General features: G+C 72.6%; 10 protein-coding genes. 8 read left to right on the top strand and 2 right to left on the bottom strand.

The window, feature by feature from the left end:
• Positions 1-6: 6 nt before the first annotated feature.
• Positions 7-1,512, top strand: coding sequence for a hypothetical protein (locus ACWGE1_RS21615; RefSeq protein ID WP_453422106.1), 1,506 nt, complete (start codon positions 7-9; stop codon positions 1,510-1,512).
• Between the two features lie 43 nt (positions 1,513-1,555).
• Here the strand turns inward: ACWGE1_RS21615 and ACWGE1_RS21610 are convergent, their stop codons facing one another.
• Positions 1,556-2,332: an SDR family NAD(P)-dependent oxidoreductase gene (locus tag ACWGE1_RS21610; protein ID WP_453422105.1), complete on the bottom strand. Its 777-nt coding sequence runs from the start codon at positions 2,330-2,332 to the stop codon at positions 1,556-1,558.
• A gap of 34 nt (positions 2,333-2,366) precedes the next feature.
• On the opposite strand from ACWGE1_RS21610, the gene ACWGE1_RS21605 reads away from it, so the two are divergent.
• The gene (locus ACWGE1_RS21605) at positions 2,367-3,347 is read left to right on the top strand and encodes an NAD-dependent epimerase/dehydratase family protein (protein ID WP_453422124.1); all 981 of its coding nucleotides are present in this window, start codon (positions 2,367-2,369) and stop codon (positions 3,345-3,347) included.
• A 407-nt stretch (positions 3,348-3,754) separates the two neighbouring features.
• The gene (locus ACWGE1_RS21600; RefSeq protein ID WP_453422104.1) at positions 3,755-3,934 is read left to right on the top strand and encodes a hypothetical protein; all 180 of its coding nucleotides are present in this window, start codon (positions 3,755-3,757) and stop codon (positions 3,932-3,934) included.
• A gap of 2,585 nt (positions 3,935-6,519) precedes the next feature.
• Here ACWGE1_RS21600 and ACWGE1_RS21595 read toward each other — a convergent pair.
• Positions 6,520-7,482: a ScbA/BarX family gamma-butyrolactone biosynthesis protein gene (locus tag ACWGE1_RS21595; RefSeq protein ID WP_453422103.1), complete on the bottom strand. Its 963-nt coding sequence runs from the start codon at positions 7,480-7,482 to the stop codon at positions 6,520-6,522.
• A gap of 488 nt (positions 7,483-7,970) precedes the next feature.
• Between ACWGE1_RS21595 and ACWGE1_RS21590 the strand changes: the two genes are divergently transcribed.
• The 5 genes from ACWGE1_RS21590 (at position 7,971) to ACWGE1_RS21570 (ending at position 12,995) form a co-directional block, all read left to right on the top strand.
• Complete coding sequence (locus ACWGE1_RS21590; protein WP_453422102.1) at positions 7,971-9,242, top strand: cytochrome P450 family protein; 1,272 nt, start codon at positions 7,971-7,973, stop codon at positions 9,240-9,242.
• A gap of 251 nt (positions 9,243-9,493) precedes the next feature.
• On the top strand, positions 9,494-10,222 hold the full coding sequence (locus ACWGE1_RS21585) for a ScbR family autoregulator-binding transcription factor (RefSeq protein WP_453422101.1): 729 nt from the start codon (positions 9,494-9,496) through the stop codon (positions 10,220-10,222).
• 223 nt (positions 10,223-10,445) lie between these two features.
• Positions 10,446-11,111, top strand: a complete 666-nt coding sequence (locus ACWGE1_RS21580; RefSeq protein WP_453422100.1) for a ScbR family autoregulator-binding transcription factor — start codon at positions 10,446-10,448, stop codon at positions 11,109-11,111.
• A gap of 235 nt (positions 11,112-11,346) precedes the next feature.
• On the top strand, positions 11,347-12,186 hold the full coding sequence (locus ACWGE1_RS21575; RefSeq protein WP_453422099.1) for an AfsR/SARP family transcriptional regulator: 840 nt from the start codon (positions 11,347-11,349) through the stop codon (positions 12,184-12,186).
• A 128-nt stretch (positions 12,187-12,314) separates the two neighbouring features.
• Positions 12,315-12,995: a ScbR family autoregulator-binding transcription factor gene (locus ACWGE1_RS21570; protein ID WP_453422098.1), complete on the top strand. Its 681-nt coding sequence runs from the start codon at positions 12,315-12,317 to the stop codon at positions 12,993-12,995.
• The last annotated feature ends 821 nt before the right edge of the window (positions 12,996-13,816 follow it).

The raw sequence follows: 13,816 nt of genomic DNA, 5'->3' as shown, positions 1-13,816 counted from the left end.
ACAACTGTGCCTGCCCCCCTTCACGACCACCCGTTCGCCGAACTGCTCGGGTACGCCAGCCAGGTGGCCGTCAGTGCCGACGGGCAGTGGATTGCGGCCAGTTCGGTGATGCTCCGTGAGAGCCGGGTCGCCGTCTACCGTGCCACCGATCTGTCCTGCGCACACCTCCTGATGTTCACGATGGACGCCGAGTCGATCGCCTTCCACCCCACGCTCCCGCTCCTCGCCGTCGCTCTCAACAACTGCGACGAGTACGACCAGGAGGGCGGTCTGACCTTCCTCGAGCCCGGCTCGGGCCACCGCGTCGACTACGCCGATCCCGCCCGGGGCATCGAGCCGGTCCGCTGGCAGGACGAACGCACTCTCGAACTCACCTTCCAGGGCGTCCACCCCCACGACAAGTACCTGCACGTGGCCTCCCGGGCGACCGTCGTACGCGACACCTGGCTCGGCCTGACCCCCGACGCCCTCGACCTGACCACTCTCGATCCGGTACTGCTCGACCCGGACGACTTGTTCGTTCCGGAGGTTCCGGACGGCCCGCCCCGGTGCGACGACCCACCGTCCGCGCGGCTGCTGTTGCGTGCGCTCGCCGAGCGGGCCGGCCGCACCTACGATCCACGCGGCGGGGTCCGGGCCGTGGCCGGACTTCGCGACGGCCGTGTTCTGGCCACCCGCGCCCACACCGCGCTGGAGTGCTGGGCTCCCGACGGATCGCTGCTGTGGAGCGTGCCCGCACCCTCGGCGCGCGGTGCCACACGGATTGAGGTCGCCACCGATGAGCGGACCGTCCGGGTCGCCGTCCCCGGCGCCGATGCCCGCACCGGGACCGACTTCCCGCTCGTCGCCACCTGCGACGGAACGGTCCTGGGCCGGCCAGGTGTTCCCTTCCCGGCCGCACTCTGCGCCCGTACGGACGGGGTCTGGGCGATCCGCGACACGTACGACCGCGGTCTGGAGATTGAGCCTCCCGCCCCGCCCAACACCCGCTTCTTCGATGCTGACGGCGACCCGCTCGGTGCGGTCCACGAGCCGGACCGCTACGGCCTGGTCCCGCTCGATGTGCGCCGCTGCCCGGAGCTGCTGTATGTGCGGCGGCACCGGGAAGTGATCGTGATCGATCCCTCCGGCGCCGTCAGGGCGGTGCTCTTCACTGTTGCCGCGCAGCTCGGGCGGGCCGTCCACACCACAGACCGTGCGGGCGCCGCGCTCCTGCACGGGCACAAGGAGCTTGTCCGCCGCGCCTTCCCGACCGGTGAGGTCCTCTGGAGCCGGCCGGTGGAATCCGAGGTCGTCGACCTCGACGCACACGCCGGGGTCCTGCACGCACTGTGTGCCGACGACACCCTTCTGTCCCTCTCGACGGTCGACGGGACGGTTCTCGCCTGCCGCTCGCTGCCCTCGTACCGTCCGCTGTCGCTGCACGTGGCTCCGGACGGCACGGTCGTCGTGGGGACCACTGCTGGCCAGATTCTTCGCTACCCGGGGGTTTCAGGGCCGAAGGGGGTTTGAGGCGGCTGCTGTTGGACTGGTTTTGGTGTTGGTGGGGGTGGGGTTATCGGGTGGTCCAGCCGCCGTCGATGGTGAGGGTGGTGCCGATGATGAAGGAGGCGCGGTTGCTGCAGAGGAAGGCGGCGGCTTCGGCGATTTCGGTGGGGGTGGCGATGCGGGGGAGGGGGGTGGTTTGGAGGAGGGTTTGTTCGATGGTGGGGTTTTCTTTGAGCCAGTTGTCGATCATTTCGGTGCGGGTGGTGCCGGGGGCGATGGCGTTGATGCGGATGTTGTGGGTGGCGTATTCGTTGGCGGCGGCTTTGGTGAGGCCGATGACGGCGTGTTTGGAGGCGATGTAGGGGGCGGTGACGGGGGTGGCGACGAGGCCGGCGGTGCTGCTGTTGTTGACGATGGTGCCGCCGCCGGTGGTGAGCATGGCGCGGATTTCGTGGCGCATGGAGTTCCATATGCCGCGGACGTTGGTGTCCATGATGGTGTTGTAGGTGTCTTCGGTGAGGAGGTGCATGGGTTGGGGGGTTGCGCCGGTTCCTGCGTTGTTGAAGGCTGCGTCGAGGCGGCCGTAGGTGGTGATGGCGGTGTGGACGGCGTGGGCCATGTCGTGGGTGTTGGTGACGTCGGCGATGACGTATTGGGCTTGGTGGCCCTGGTCGCGTAGTTGTTGGGTGAGGGTGGCGAGTTGGGGTTCGCGGCGGGCGATGAGGGTGACTTTTGCGCCTTCGCGGCAGAAGACGTGGGCGGCGGCGGCTCCGATGCCGGAGCTTGCGCCGGTGATGAGTGCTGATTTGCCTGCGAGGAGTGTGTTCTGGGTTCCCGGCGTCACGGCGTGACGGTAACACGGTGGGTTGGGGGGTGTGATGGGTAGTGGGAGACCGGTGGTTCTGGTGACGGGGGCTTCGGGTTTTGTGGGGTCTGTGGTGGTGGAGGGGTTGGTGGGTTTGGGGGTGGGGGTGCGGGTGTTGGTGCGTGGGGGTGGTGTGCCGGGTGGGGTTGCTGGGGTTGGTGGGGTGGAGGTGGTGGAGGGGGATTTGTCGTTGGGGGGGTCGTTGGTGGGGTTGTGTGAGGGGGTGGGGGCGGTGGTGCATGTGGCGTCGCGGATCGGGGGGTCGGTGGGGGAGTGTCGGGTGGTGAATGTGGAGGGGACGCGGGCGTTGTTGGTGGAGGCGCGGCGGGCGGGGGTGGGGCGTTTTGTGCAGTTGGGGACGGCGGCGGTGTATGGGGAGGGGGTGCATCGGGGGGTGCGGGAGGGGGAGGTGGTGGAGAGGCCGGGGTCGGTGACGAGTGTGACGCGGCTTGCGGGGGAGCGGTTGGTGTTGGCGGCGGGGGGGACGGTGGTGCGGCCGCATCTGGTGTTCGGGCGGGGGGACCGGTGGGTGGTGCCGGTGTTGGTGGGGTTGTTGGGGGGTGTGCCGCGCTGGGTGGAGGGTGGTCGGGCGCGGCTTTCGCTGGTGTCGGTGGATGCGTTGGCGGGGGCGTTGGTGGAGTTGGCGGTGGGGGATCGTGCTTGGGGTGGGGTGTTTCATGCGGGGCATCCGGTGCCGGTGACGGTGCGGGAGTTGGTGGGGGTGGTTGCGCGGGAGTTGGGGTTGCCGTTGCCGTCGGGGGATGTGGATGTTGCGGGGGCGGTGGAGTTGCTGGGTGGGCGGGGGGTGGCGGATCCGGTGTTGTTGCGGGGGGTGGGGTTGCTTGCGGTGGATCGCTGGTATGACAGTGGGCGGTTGTGGGGGCGGTTGGAGGCGTCTGCGGGTCCGCCGTTCGCCGAGGCGTTCGCCCGTTACGGCGACTGGTACCGGGCCGCCGCGGCCGGGGCCGGGGCCGGGGGTGCGGGTGGGGTGTGAGGGTGGCTGTGGCTTGTGGTTTGCGGGGCGGTCCGTGGGTGCGGGTTCTGTGAGGTGTGGTGCCGGCCGGTGCCGGGCCGCCGCGGCCACTGCGGCCGGGGCCGGGGGTGGGGTGTGAGGGTGGCTGTGGCTGTGGCTTGTGGTTTGTGGGGCGGTCTGGCGGTGTTGGTTTGTGTGTGGTGCTGTGGTGGGCTGGCGGGGTTGTGGGCGTGGTGTGAGGGTGGGGCGGCGCCCGGGGTGTGTTGGGCCGGACTGCCGCTGTGCGGGTGTGGTGTTGCCGTTGGTGCTTGCCGGGCAGGTGCCTTGCTCTGATCCGGCCGGAGTGCGTCGGGGCGGGCCGGGTCGGCCGGGTCGTCTGTGGCCTCGGCTGTGTCGGGCAGTGCGGCCTGTGGTTCCCGGGGACGAGGGTGCAGGTCGCGGGCGGGTGGGAGCGGGTGTTCGGGGTGCTGGTGGTGGTGCTGGGGTTCTTCCGGTTCCTGGCCGCTGTGGTGATCCCGGCCCGGCGGGGCGGTGGCGTGCTGTCGGGCATGTGGTTGTGGATCCGGGGCATCGGCCGCGCGGCTCCGGGCTGTGGTGGGGGAGTGTGAGGCGGCTGTCGGCGGGAGGGGTCGGGTGTGTGTGCCGGCCTGCGTGTTGGGGGGAACGCCGGCCGGCACGATCAGGCGGGCCGCGCCCCGCGACCCCGAAATTGCAGGGGAATGGTCGGGTGCGGCAGTCAGTGCCTGGTGTCCTGGGCCGTTTCTTTCGGATCTTGTCGGTGGGGCCCGTGTCGTCCGGTGGCGTGTATCTCCCCCGGCTGTCGCCGGGAGGTGTCCCCTGGGCGGTGGAGCGCTGTTGTGCTGGGCGTACTGCGGTGTTCCGGCAACGCGGCGAGGTGCGGTGCGGTGCCGGGCGGCGTGGGCCCGGCGGGATCCGAAGGACACGGTCTGGTTCCTGCCGGGCCGTCGGTTCGTTTCGCCGGCGGACTTCGACCGGCGGTCGGGCGGGTGGGAGTGGCGGTTGTGGGCCGGTGCCCTTACCGGCTGCTCGGTCCGGGGCCGGCCGGTGGGCCTCCTGGGTTCCGGCTGCCTGTCCGTGCTTCTGTTGCCGCCGATCACTCTGCCGGTGGGTCTGTTCCACCGTATTCGGCCGGTGCGGGACTGCTGCGTACGTGTCGGCAGTGCCGGGTCCATCACACCGAAGTCCTCACCCTGACCGGCGGCTCCTGCCGTACCTGCCGGCGATGCCGGGTTTTCTGGTGAAGGGCTGTGCCGGACGGGAGGGAACACCTGTGGTTGCTGAACTCCTCGGCGAGGGTCTGCGCCTCCCTTGCTCGGTCCGGTGAGGGTCGGCCGGTGCAGCATGCCGCGGTTGTCGTGGTGGTGCAGGAGGTGGCGGGCTTCGGGCGGCCACGGGCTGTGCCGAGGCCGTTCCCGCAGGAGGACTTCGGTCAGGAAACCGCCCATTGGATTGCCCGGGTCGGCTCTCGCACGGATGGTGCCTGCCAGGTGCAGGGTCGCACTGGCGCTCTGTGAACTCGGTTCGGTGACAGCCTTGCTGGGCCGCAGACCGGTCCGAAGGACGATCGACGTCAGCCGGTGGTCATGGCCGTGCAGCTCTTGAGGGTGCACGGCTGAGTACTGTCCCGGGCGGTCCCGGCAGGGCCGTACTGCAGGAGCGGGGTCAACTCTCCCGGACTGTTCAGGGGTCAGTTTTCGCGGTGCGTTGACACCTTCCTGCAAGATCGCCGGATCCGTGTGGTCCCGCGGCCGGTGGGCCGGGTCCGCAGCCGGTTGTGGTGCGGCTCGCGCGGCGGCCGGCTGTGGTGCGGTTCGCTGCGGTGGCCGGCCGGCCGGTTTCAACTTTGGGACGCGCAAGGAGCGGAGTGCGGTCGGGGTGGTGCATCGGCCGCCTGGAGCAGTGACGCGGTCCGGCCGTGCGCGCCGACGGGCCTGCCGTCGCCCGCGGGGCCGTACTGCGCGCTGCGGGCATCCTCGTCCGGCTCGTCGGATGACCGAAGAGACAGGTTCGGGCCGCGGGTGCGGGTGCGGGTGCGGGTGCGGGTGTGGTGTGGCGACGCCTGGAGTCTGCGCGGGGCCTGCGGCCCGCGCGTCCGTCCGCAGCCGCCGTCCGCAGCCGGCAGCGGGCAGTCCGGCGTTGGCCCGTCCGGTGTTGGAGGGGCCGGGCGGGCGTGCCCTGGTCGGGTTCTTGTCGGGTGGTGCCGGTGTCTGCGGTGTGGAAGACGGTGTGTTCTTCCTGGTGAGCGGTGGCTCCGGCCTGGTGTGGCAGCGGTGTTGTGGGGCGGGTCGGGTTTTCTCCGGGCGGTTGTTCCCCGTGGTGTTCGCCGGCGGTGCCGGCTGCCGTGGCTGCGGTGTGGGTGGGTTGTGGCGGCGCCCGCAGCTTGTCCGCTGCCGGTAGTCCGCGCGTGGCCGGGCGGTTCTCGGTGTGCGGCGGTTTGAGTGCTGCACGGCGGGCCCGGCAGCCTTCGCCCTGTGGGGTGTTGGGCTGGAGCGGCAACTGGTGGGGGCTACCCGCGGCCGTAGTCGTGGTGTGACAACGGCCTGCTGCCCGCTCGCAGTCCGCAGTCCGCAGTCCGCAGTCCGCAGTCCGCGGTCCGTGGGGTGGGCCGGCCGTCGTGTTGTGTGTGGCTGACTGTTGTGCCCGCTGGTGGGGCCTGCCGCCTGCTGCCTGCTGCTCGGCCGCGGTCCGGGGTTCGGGGTCTGCCGTTGGCGGGGCGGGCCCGACCGCCGTCGTGTTGTGGGGTGTTGGGCGGTTGGGCGGTGGGTCGGTGCTGGCCGCTGCAGTCGCAGGTGTGGTGGTGGCGGTGCCTGCGGTCTGCAGTCGGTCCGCGGTCCGGGGGTGGGTGGGCCGGCTGGTGTTGTGTGAGGTGTGTGTCGGCTGCGGTGGCCGGTTCCGGGTCTGTGGAGGCTGCCGCGTGGGGGTGTGGTGTGGCGCGGCCCCGGCCGCCTGGCCCGGGCGGTGTTCCTGCGTCCTGGGCCCGGGTGGTGTTCCTGTTTCTGGGCCGGGTGGTGGGTGTCTTGTGGCTGGTGGGGTGGGGGGCTGCGGATGGTCTGTTGTCGGGTTTGTGGGTGTGGGGGTGCTGTTTGGTGTTGTGGTTGTCCGGGGGTGGGTGTCCGGTGCCGGGGGGTTGGTTTGTGGGATGGTCCGGTTCGCCCGGGGGTGTGGGTTGTGTTCAGGTGGTGCCGGTGACGGTGGCGTGGAAGATGGTGCGTTCTTCCTGGTGGCCGGTGACTTCGACGTGGCCGGGGGTGGTGTGGCGGGCGTCGATCCAGCAGGGGGTGTCGAGTTCGGCGTAGTGGTGGAAGGTTGTGGCGATTCCGGTGGGGGTGAAGGGGGTGGGGGTGTGGAGTCCGCAGGCGGCCTGTCTGGCGGCTTCGACGAGGACCATGCCGGGGTGGTGGTCGGCGGCGTGTTCGAAGAGGATGGGGTGGTCGAGGTCGGGGCTGAGCTGCCAGTGGCCGGGCCGGCCGGCGGGGGCGAGGACGACGTCGAAGGGCAGGAGCCGGCCGGCGTCGGCGGCGGCCATGGGGGTCCGGCGGGGCAGGGGGCGGGTTAACGCGGTCAGGCCGCGGTCGCCGCGGAGCCGGCGGTAGGTGGCGGGGGCGACGCAGGAGAACCGGGCGGTTCCGGATCCGGCGAGTTCGCCGTCGCGGTGGACGTCGACCTCGAGGTGGCCGGAGAAGCGGTTGCCCTTCCAGCCGAAGCCGGTGCACCGGGCGGTCATTTCGAGGTCGCTGGGGCCGCGGCCGATGCGCAGCCGTTCGGGCCGGGTGGTGAAGTCCAGGCTCCACAGCAGGACGTTGTGGCCGAGGGGGACTCCGTAGACGGCGTGGCACAGGTAGAGGCCGGCCTGGCGGATCGTCTCGCCGGCCTGGACGGGGTCGTGGCCGGTGCCGTCGGCGGTGGTGAAGAAGGTGTGGGCGCGGGGCCACTGTCCGGTGAGGGAGAAGGTGTCCTGGCCGGTGCGGCGGCAGCCGGTGAGGAAGACCTCGGCGAGGGAGCTGCGGTGGACGTACTCCCTGGGCACCGTGGTGGTCAGTGTGCGGGCGTCGTTGCAGCGCATCCACGGTCCTGCCGTCTGGGGCAGGGGCAGGGGCAGGACGGGCGCGTTCTGGCCGATCGTCATCATGGTCATGGACTTCTCCCGCAGAACCGTTCGACGGATGGGACGGGTTGCGTTCGCGAGACGCAAGATACGTACTCTCCGGTTTTGTTTGCAAGGCATCCCGCCCGGCCGTGTCCGGCCCCCGTACCGCTCCCGCCGGCCCCCGCACGCGGATTGGGCCGGCCGCCACGACGCCGACCAGCGGATATCCGACAGGGCGGGGCCGGCCGGGACACGGCACCCCACCACCCAAGTGAGAGCTGGCCTTCCGGTCATATCTGCCGGTCGGAAAGGGTGTGGGTGCCAACCGTTCAACCAGGGCGCCGCGGGCGCCCGCCGGCCGGCGACAGCGGGCCGCAACAGGCCCCGAAAACCATTGGCATGCGGAGCGCGCCGTGCCAGACTCGGGGCCGCCGCCGGTAAAACTGAAACCGGATGGGCGGTTTTGAAATACGGGGTGTGGACACCTGGCTGCGCCCTGTCGCCGACTGCCGCCGTCCTTCCTGGAGAGCTTTCAGATGAACCGTCAGTGCCCCTTTGCGATCGATGTCTCCGGTGCGGACGTGCACGCCGAGGCAGCCCTGGTCCGCGGGCAGGCGCCCGCGGTGCGGGTGGTGCTGCCGGGCGGTGTGACCGCCTGGGTGGTGGCCCGGCATGCCGACATACGCAGGCTGCTGGTGGATCCGCGGGTGTCGAAGGACGCCTACCGTCACTGGCCGGCGTGGATCGGCGGTGAGGTCGGCGAGGAGTGGCCGCTGGCGATCTGGGTCTCGGTGCAGAACATGATCACCGCCTACGGGGACGAGCACGCGCGGCTGCGCAGACCGGCGGCGGCGGCGTTCACCGCGCGCCGGGCGGCCGGTATGCGGCCCAGGATCGAGGAGGTCGTGGGCGAGCTCCTGGACCGGCTGGCCGAGCGGGCGCCGCGGCAGGCGGTGGACCTGCGCACGGAGTTCGCGCACGAGCTGCCGACACGGATCGTCTTCGAGCTGTTCGGGATCCCGGAGCGTTCGTGGGCGCCCCTGCACAGGATCATCAACGCGTTCTTCGACACGGGCATCACGGCCGAGGAGGCCCGGCGCAACGCGGCCGACCTCGACGTGACGATGGCCGATCTGGTCGCCCACCGCCGTGAGCACCCGGGCGAGGACCTGACCAGCGCGCTGATCGCGGCCCGGGACGCGGGCGGTGAGGGCGGTGGGGGCGGTGGGGCGCGGCTCAGCGAGAAGGAGCTGGTCGACACGCTGATCCTGCTGTTCACCGCCGGGTACGAGACCTCCGTCAACCTCATCTGCACGGCGCTGCACGAACTGCTGCGCCATCCGGGCCAGCTGGCGTTGGTGCGGGAGGGGCTCGCCTCGTGGGAGGACGTGGTGGAGGAGGCGCTGCGGATCGAGCCGCCGGCCTTCTACGGGCTGCTGCGGTTCGCGGTCGAGGACATCGACATGGGGGAGGGGGTGGTGATCCCGCAGGGCGAGCCCGTCATGGTGTCCTTCGGCTCGGCCGGGCGCGATGCGGCCGTGCACGGGGCGGACGCGGACCGGTTCGACGTCCTGCGCCCGACGCGCGGGCAGCACCTGTCCTTCGGGTTCGGGACCCATCACTGCCTGGGTGCCTCGCTGGCGCGGTTGGAGTGCGCGGTGGCGGTGCGGCGGTTCTTCGAGAGGTTCCCGCACGCGGTCCTGGCGGCCGGTGAGGGGGGCAGGGGGCCGCGGGTGGAGTCGTTCATCTCCAACGGACTGCGGGAACTGCCCGTCGTGCTGGGGGAACCGGCCCGCCTCGACGGCTGACACCCCGGCCCGCCTCGACGGCTGACACCCCGGCACGCGGCGGACGGGTCGCGCCCGCACGCACGGCGCGGCCGGCCCGGCCCGGGCGGCGTGCGGTGCGGCCCGGGCGGGGCCGGGGCCGGCGGAACGGCCGGGGCCGGGGCGGTGTCGGGCGTGCTTGAAAAGAATCGGACCTTCTGGTTGGTTTTAATGGGGAGGCGGGTCCGTGGTGCGGATCCGGCGCAACGGACCCATGGACAACGGAGGCACCCGTGGCACGGCAGGAGCGTGCGGTACGTACGCGGCGCGCGATCTTGGAGGCGGCGGCGGCGGTCTTCGACGAGCGCGGCTACGACGCGGCGACCATCGCGGACATCCTCTCGCGGGCGGGTGTCACCAAGGGTGCCCTGTACTTCCACTTCTCCTCCAAGCAGGAGCTGGCCCAGGGCGTGCTCGACGAGCAGTTCGCCGAGGGCGGGGTGCCCCACCGGGAGAGCAAGCTGCAGGAACTCGTGGACGTGGCGATGGTGCTGGCGTACCGGATGAAGCGTGAGCCCATGCTCAGCGCGGGTGCCCGGCTCTCCCTGGGGCCGGGCATGCGCGACATCTTCGGCGGGGGTTCGGTGCCGGGCTGGATCGAGTTCACCCGGACCCTGCTGGTGCGGGCGAAGGAGCAGGGCGAGCTGCTGCCGCACGTGGATCCCGCCGAGACGGCGTGGATCCTGTCGGCCTGCTGGACGGGCGCGCAGATCTACTCGCAGACCCTGAGCGACCGTTCCGACATCGAGCAGCGGGTGGCCGCCGTCTACCAGCACATCTGCCCGTCCATCGCGACGCCGGCGATGCTCGCCCGGCTGGACATGGCCCCCGACCGCGGGGAGCGGGTGAGCGCGGAGATGAAACGCGGAACCGGACCCGGACCCGGACCGGGAGCGGTACCCGGACCGGGCGCGGGGCCGGGGGCGGGGGCGGCGCAGGAGTCGGAGCCGGCCCTGTCCTGAGCCCGCCCGCCCCCGGCGGGGGCTGCCGGTGAACGGCGGGCGTCGGCGGGTGCCTGCAGGGGGCCGGCGGGTGCCGGCCGGGGCCGGTGGTGCGGGTGGTGCGGGTGGTGCGGGTGGGGGCTCGAGCGGGACGCGAGCGGCGCTCAGGCGGCGCCGCCGACGGTGACGGCAACGGTCCGAACACCCCCTTGGGCAAACCGCGTTGGCGGTTTGTGGAGACTCGATGGTCAAGCAGGAACGTGCGGCGCGCACGCGGGAGGCCCTGGTCGGTGCGGCCGCGGAGGTGTTCGCCGCGCAGGGGTACGTCACCGCCTCGGTCGCGGCGATCAGCCGCCGGGCCGGGGTGAGCGCCGGGGGGCTGCACTTCCACTTCGCCAGCAAGGCCGCCCTCGCGCAGGCCGTGGAGGAACGGGCGGCCCGCGAGGTGCTGCGGATCACGGCCGGCGCCCCGGCCCGGCCCGGGGCCGCCGGGGGCTCCCTGCAGCTGCTGGTCGACTCCACCCACGCACTGATGGCCCTCCTGGCCCGCGACGCGGTGGTGCGGGCGGGCTTCGGCCTGTGCGCGGACCCCTCCTGGCACGGCGGGGCGGACCTGCGCCGCCAGTGGCGCCTGTGGGTCGGGGAGGTCACGGCCGCCGCGGCGCGCGAGGGCCTGCTCGCCGAGGGCCTGCTCCCCGGGGACGCGGCGCGCGGGGTCGTCGCCGCCACGGTCGGGCTGGAGGTCCTGGGCGCCGGCGAGCGCGACTGGCTCGCCCCGCACACCCTGACCCGGCTGTGGGCACTGCTGCTGCCCCGGCTCGCGGCGCCCCCGGTCCTGGCCGCGCTGATGCCGCAGGGGACACCGGCCGCCCCCGCGGCGGCGCCCGGCACCGCCACCGAAGAAGACTGAACGGTCTCTTTCCGTGGGGCGGACCGCGTTCCTGTGGCCGGCGTCGAGGGGAGGTCGAGGCCCGCCGAGGCGCCTCCCCGGACCCTCCGGACCGGCGAACTCCCAGCTCCCGGCAGGTTTTTGAGGGAACGTCAGACAGCACCGATCCTCAAAACAGCGCGACCGGTTTGATATTGACAAACCGTCGGTCCTGTTTTCTACTGGCTGTACTCATCCAAGGACAGGGGAGTACGGCGTGGACATCGAAGTACTGGGCGCGTTGGCCGTGCGGGAGAACGGGATCTCCATCACGCCGACCGCCCCCAAGCCCCGGCAGGTCCTGGCCCTCCTGGCCCTCCATGCCGACCAGGTGGTGCCCGTGTCGGCACTGATGGAGGAGCTGTGGGCGGGCGAACCGCCGCGCAGCGCACGCACCACCCTGCAGACCTACGTCCTGCAGTTACGGGCACTCATCGCCGCCGCCCTCGAACCGGACACGGCCGGCGACGGGCCGCCGGCACCGCGCACCGCCAAGGACATCCTGGTCACCCTCCCCGGCGGATACCTCCTCAGCAGCGGCGGCGGAACCCTCGACGTCCGCGAGTTCGACCGGCTCGCCGGGACCGGCTACCGCGCCATGGACGCCGGGGACTTCCCCGGCGCCGCCCGGATGCTGCGCGAGGCACTCTCCCTGTGGTCCGGGCCCGCCTTCGCCGACGTCCAGGGCGGCGTCCAGCTCGACATGGAGACCAGACGGCTGGAAGAGACCCGGCTGTGCGCCCTGGACCAGCGCATCGAGGCCGACCTGAGACTGGGCCGCCACCGCGAACTCCTGGCCGAACTGACCGTGCTGGTGACCCGCTACCGCACCCACGAGAACCTGCACGGCCAGTTCATGCTCGCCCTGCACCGCTCCGGCCGGCGCGGCGAGGCACTGGACGTCTACCAGCGGCTGCGCGCCACACTCGTGCGCGAGCTGGGACTGGAGCCGTCCGTGGCACTGCGCCGCCTGCAGCGCTCGATCCTGATGGCCGGACCCGAGAGCCTGGCCGAGGCCCACGCGGACCCCGGCGGCGAACGGCTCGTACGGGTCTGAGGGCCGCAGGGCCCCGCACCGCGGCTGCCGCGTTCCCGCTCCCCGCCCGGGGAACGCGGACACGGCACCCGGCAGCGGGCCCGCGGCCGGGAGTTCGGGGCGCTTACGGGGCGAGAGGAGACGGCTCGGTGCAGGAAAGGTCGGAGCGGACCCGGAGGCGGCTGGTCCACGCCGGGGCCGATTTGTTCCACCGCAACGGCTACGCCAACGCGACACTGGGCGACATCGCGGCCGCGGCCGGAGTGACGAAAGGGGCGCTGTACTTCCACTTCGCCTCCAAGGACGAACTCGCCGAAGCCGTGCAGCAGCGCGGATGCGCACTGCTCCACGACGCGGTGCGCACCCTGCGCCAGGACGGCGTCTCACCACTGCAGGCACTGATCGACATCACGCACTGGCTGGCCTGGACCCTGCACGAGGAACCCGCGATCCCGGCCAGCTTCCGCATCACCAAGGAATGCGGCGGCGCGGGCCCCCGCGGACCCGCCGGAGCCGGAGCACGGCCGGTGCTCGTCGACTTCCACGGAGCATGGCTCTCCGCGGTGGGCACACTCCTGCGCCTCGCACGCGACGCCGGCGAACTGCCCGCCGCGGGCCGCCGCTGGGAAAGCACCCAGGCCCTTGTCGCGGCCGCCGCCTGCGGGATCGAGACCATGTCGGCGACCGGCATGTCCTACGCGGAACTCCGGGCAAAGGTCGGCGCACTGTGGGCCCTGCTGCTGCCCAGCCTCGTGGCCGCCGGCCGCGAACACGAGTACCAGACCGAAGCCGAACCCACCGGCGCACAGGCCGTACGCATCGGCTGGTGAACCCCGCACCCGCACCCGCACCCGGACCCGGCCCGCCCCCGGCACCACCACCGGACCCGGCAGGCCGACGGGCGGCCCGGACGGACCACAGCACACGCCCGTCACCAGCCCCGGCAAACGCACCGGCCGATCCCGCGAACCGGCCTACTGCGCCCGCAGGGGAGCCCCCGGCCACCGCAGAGCGCGGGAACGGCCCGGCCCGCGGCCGGATCCCGGACACGGCCGGCCGCGCCCCAGGGAAACCGCCGGGCCACCTCGCAGTACCGCAACGACCTCTGCCCGCCGCCGGGTCGGCCCCGATCCCGCAGACCCGCGTGCCGGGCCCGCAGGGGAGCCCCTGGTCACCGCGGAGTGCGGTAACGGCGCCGGCCCGCGGCCGGGTCGGCCCCCGATCCCGGAAACCGGCGTGGCGGGCCCGCAGGGGAGCCGCCCGCTCGCGGTAGGGCGTTGGAACGGCGGCGGCGTGCGGCCGGATCGGCCCTGATCCCGCAGACCCGCGTGCCGCGCCCCCGGGACAGCCGCCCGGTCACCGCGGAGTGCGATAACGGCGCCGGCCCGCGGCCGGGTCGGCCCCGACCCCGGAAACCGGCGTGCCGCGCCCCGTAAGGGAACCGCCCCGTCACCGCGGAGTGCGGGAACGGTACCGGCCCCGCGGCCGGGTCGGCCCGATCCCGGAGATCGGCGTGCCGCGCCCCGGGAAGAGCCGCCGGGCCACCTCGCAGTGCCGCAACGGCCTCTGCCCGCGGCCGGATCGGCCCTGATCCCGCAGACCCGCGTGCCGGGCCCGCAGGGGAGCCCCTGGTCACCGCGGAGTGCGGGAA

The organism is Streptomyces sp. NPDC054932 (assembly GCF_053610205.1).
Note: the sequence above shows the minus strand (reverse complement) of the source record. Positions and strands in the feature narration are given on the sequence as shown.

Excerpts from the sequence above, each read along its gene's own strand:
- ACWGE1_RS21605 (WP_453422124.1), top strand. The coding sequence starts at position 2,367 with ATGGGTAGTGGGAGACCGGTGGTTCTGGTGACGGGGGCTTCGGGTTTT.
- ACWGE1_RS21595 (WP_453422103.1), bottom strand. The coding sequence starts at position 7,482 with ATGACCATGATGACGATCGGCCAGAACGCGCCCGTCCTGCCCCTGCCC.
- ACWGE1_RS21590 (WP_453422102.1), top strand. The coding sequence starts at position 7,971 with ATGAACCGTCAGTGCCCCTTTGCGATCGATGTCTCCGGTGCGGACGTG.
- ACWGE1_RS21580 (WP_453422100.1), top strand. The coding sequence starts at position 10,446 with ATGGTCAAGCAGGAACGTGCGGCGCGCACGCGGGAGGCCCTGGTCGGT.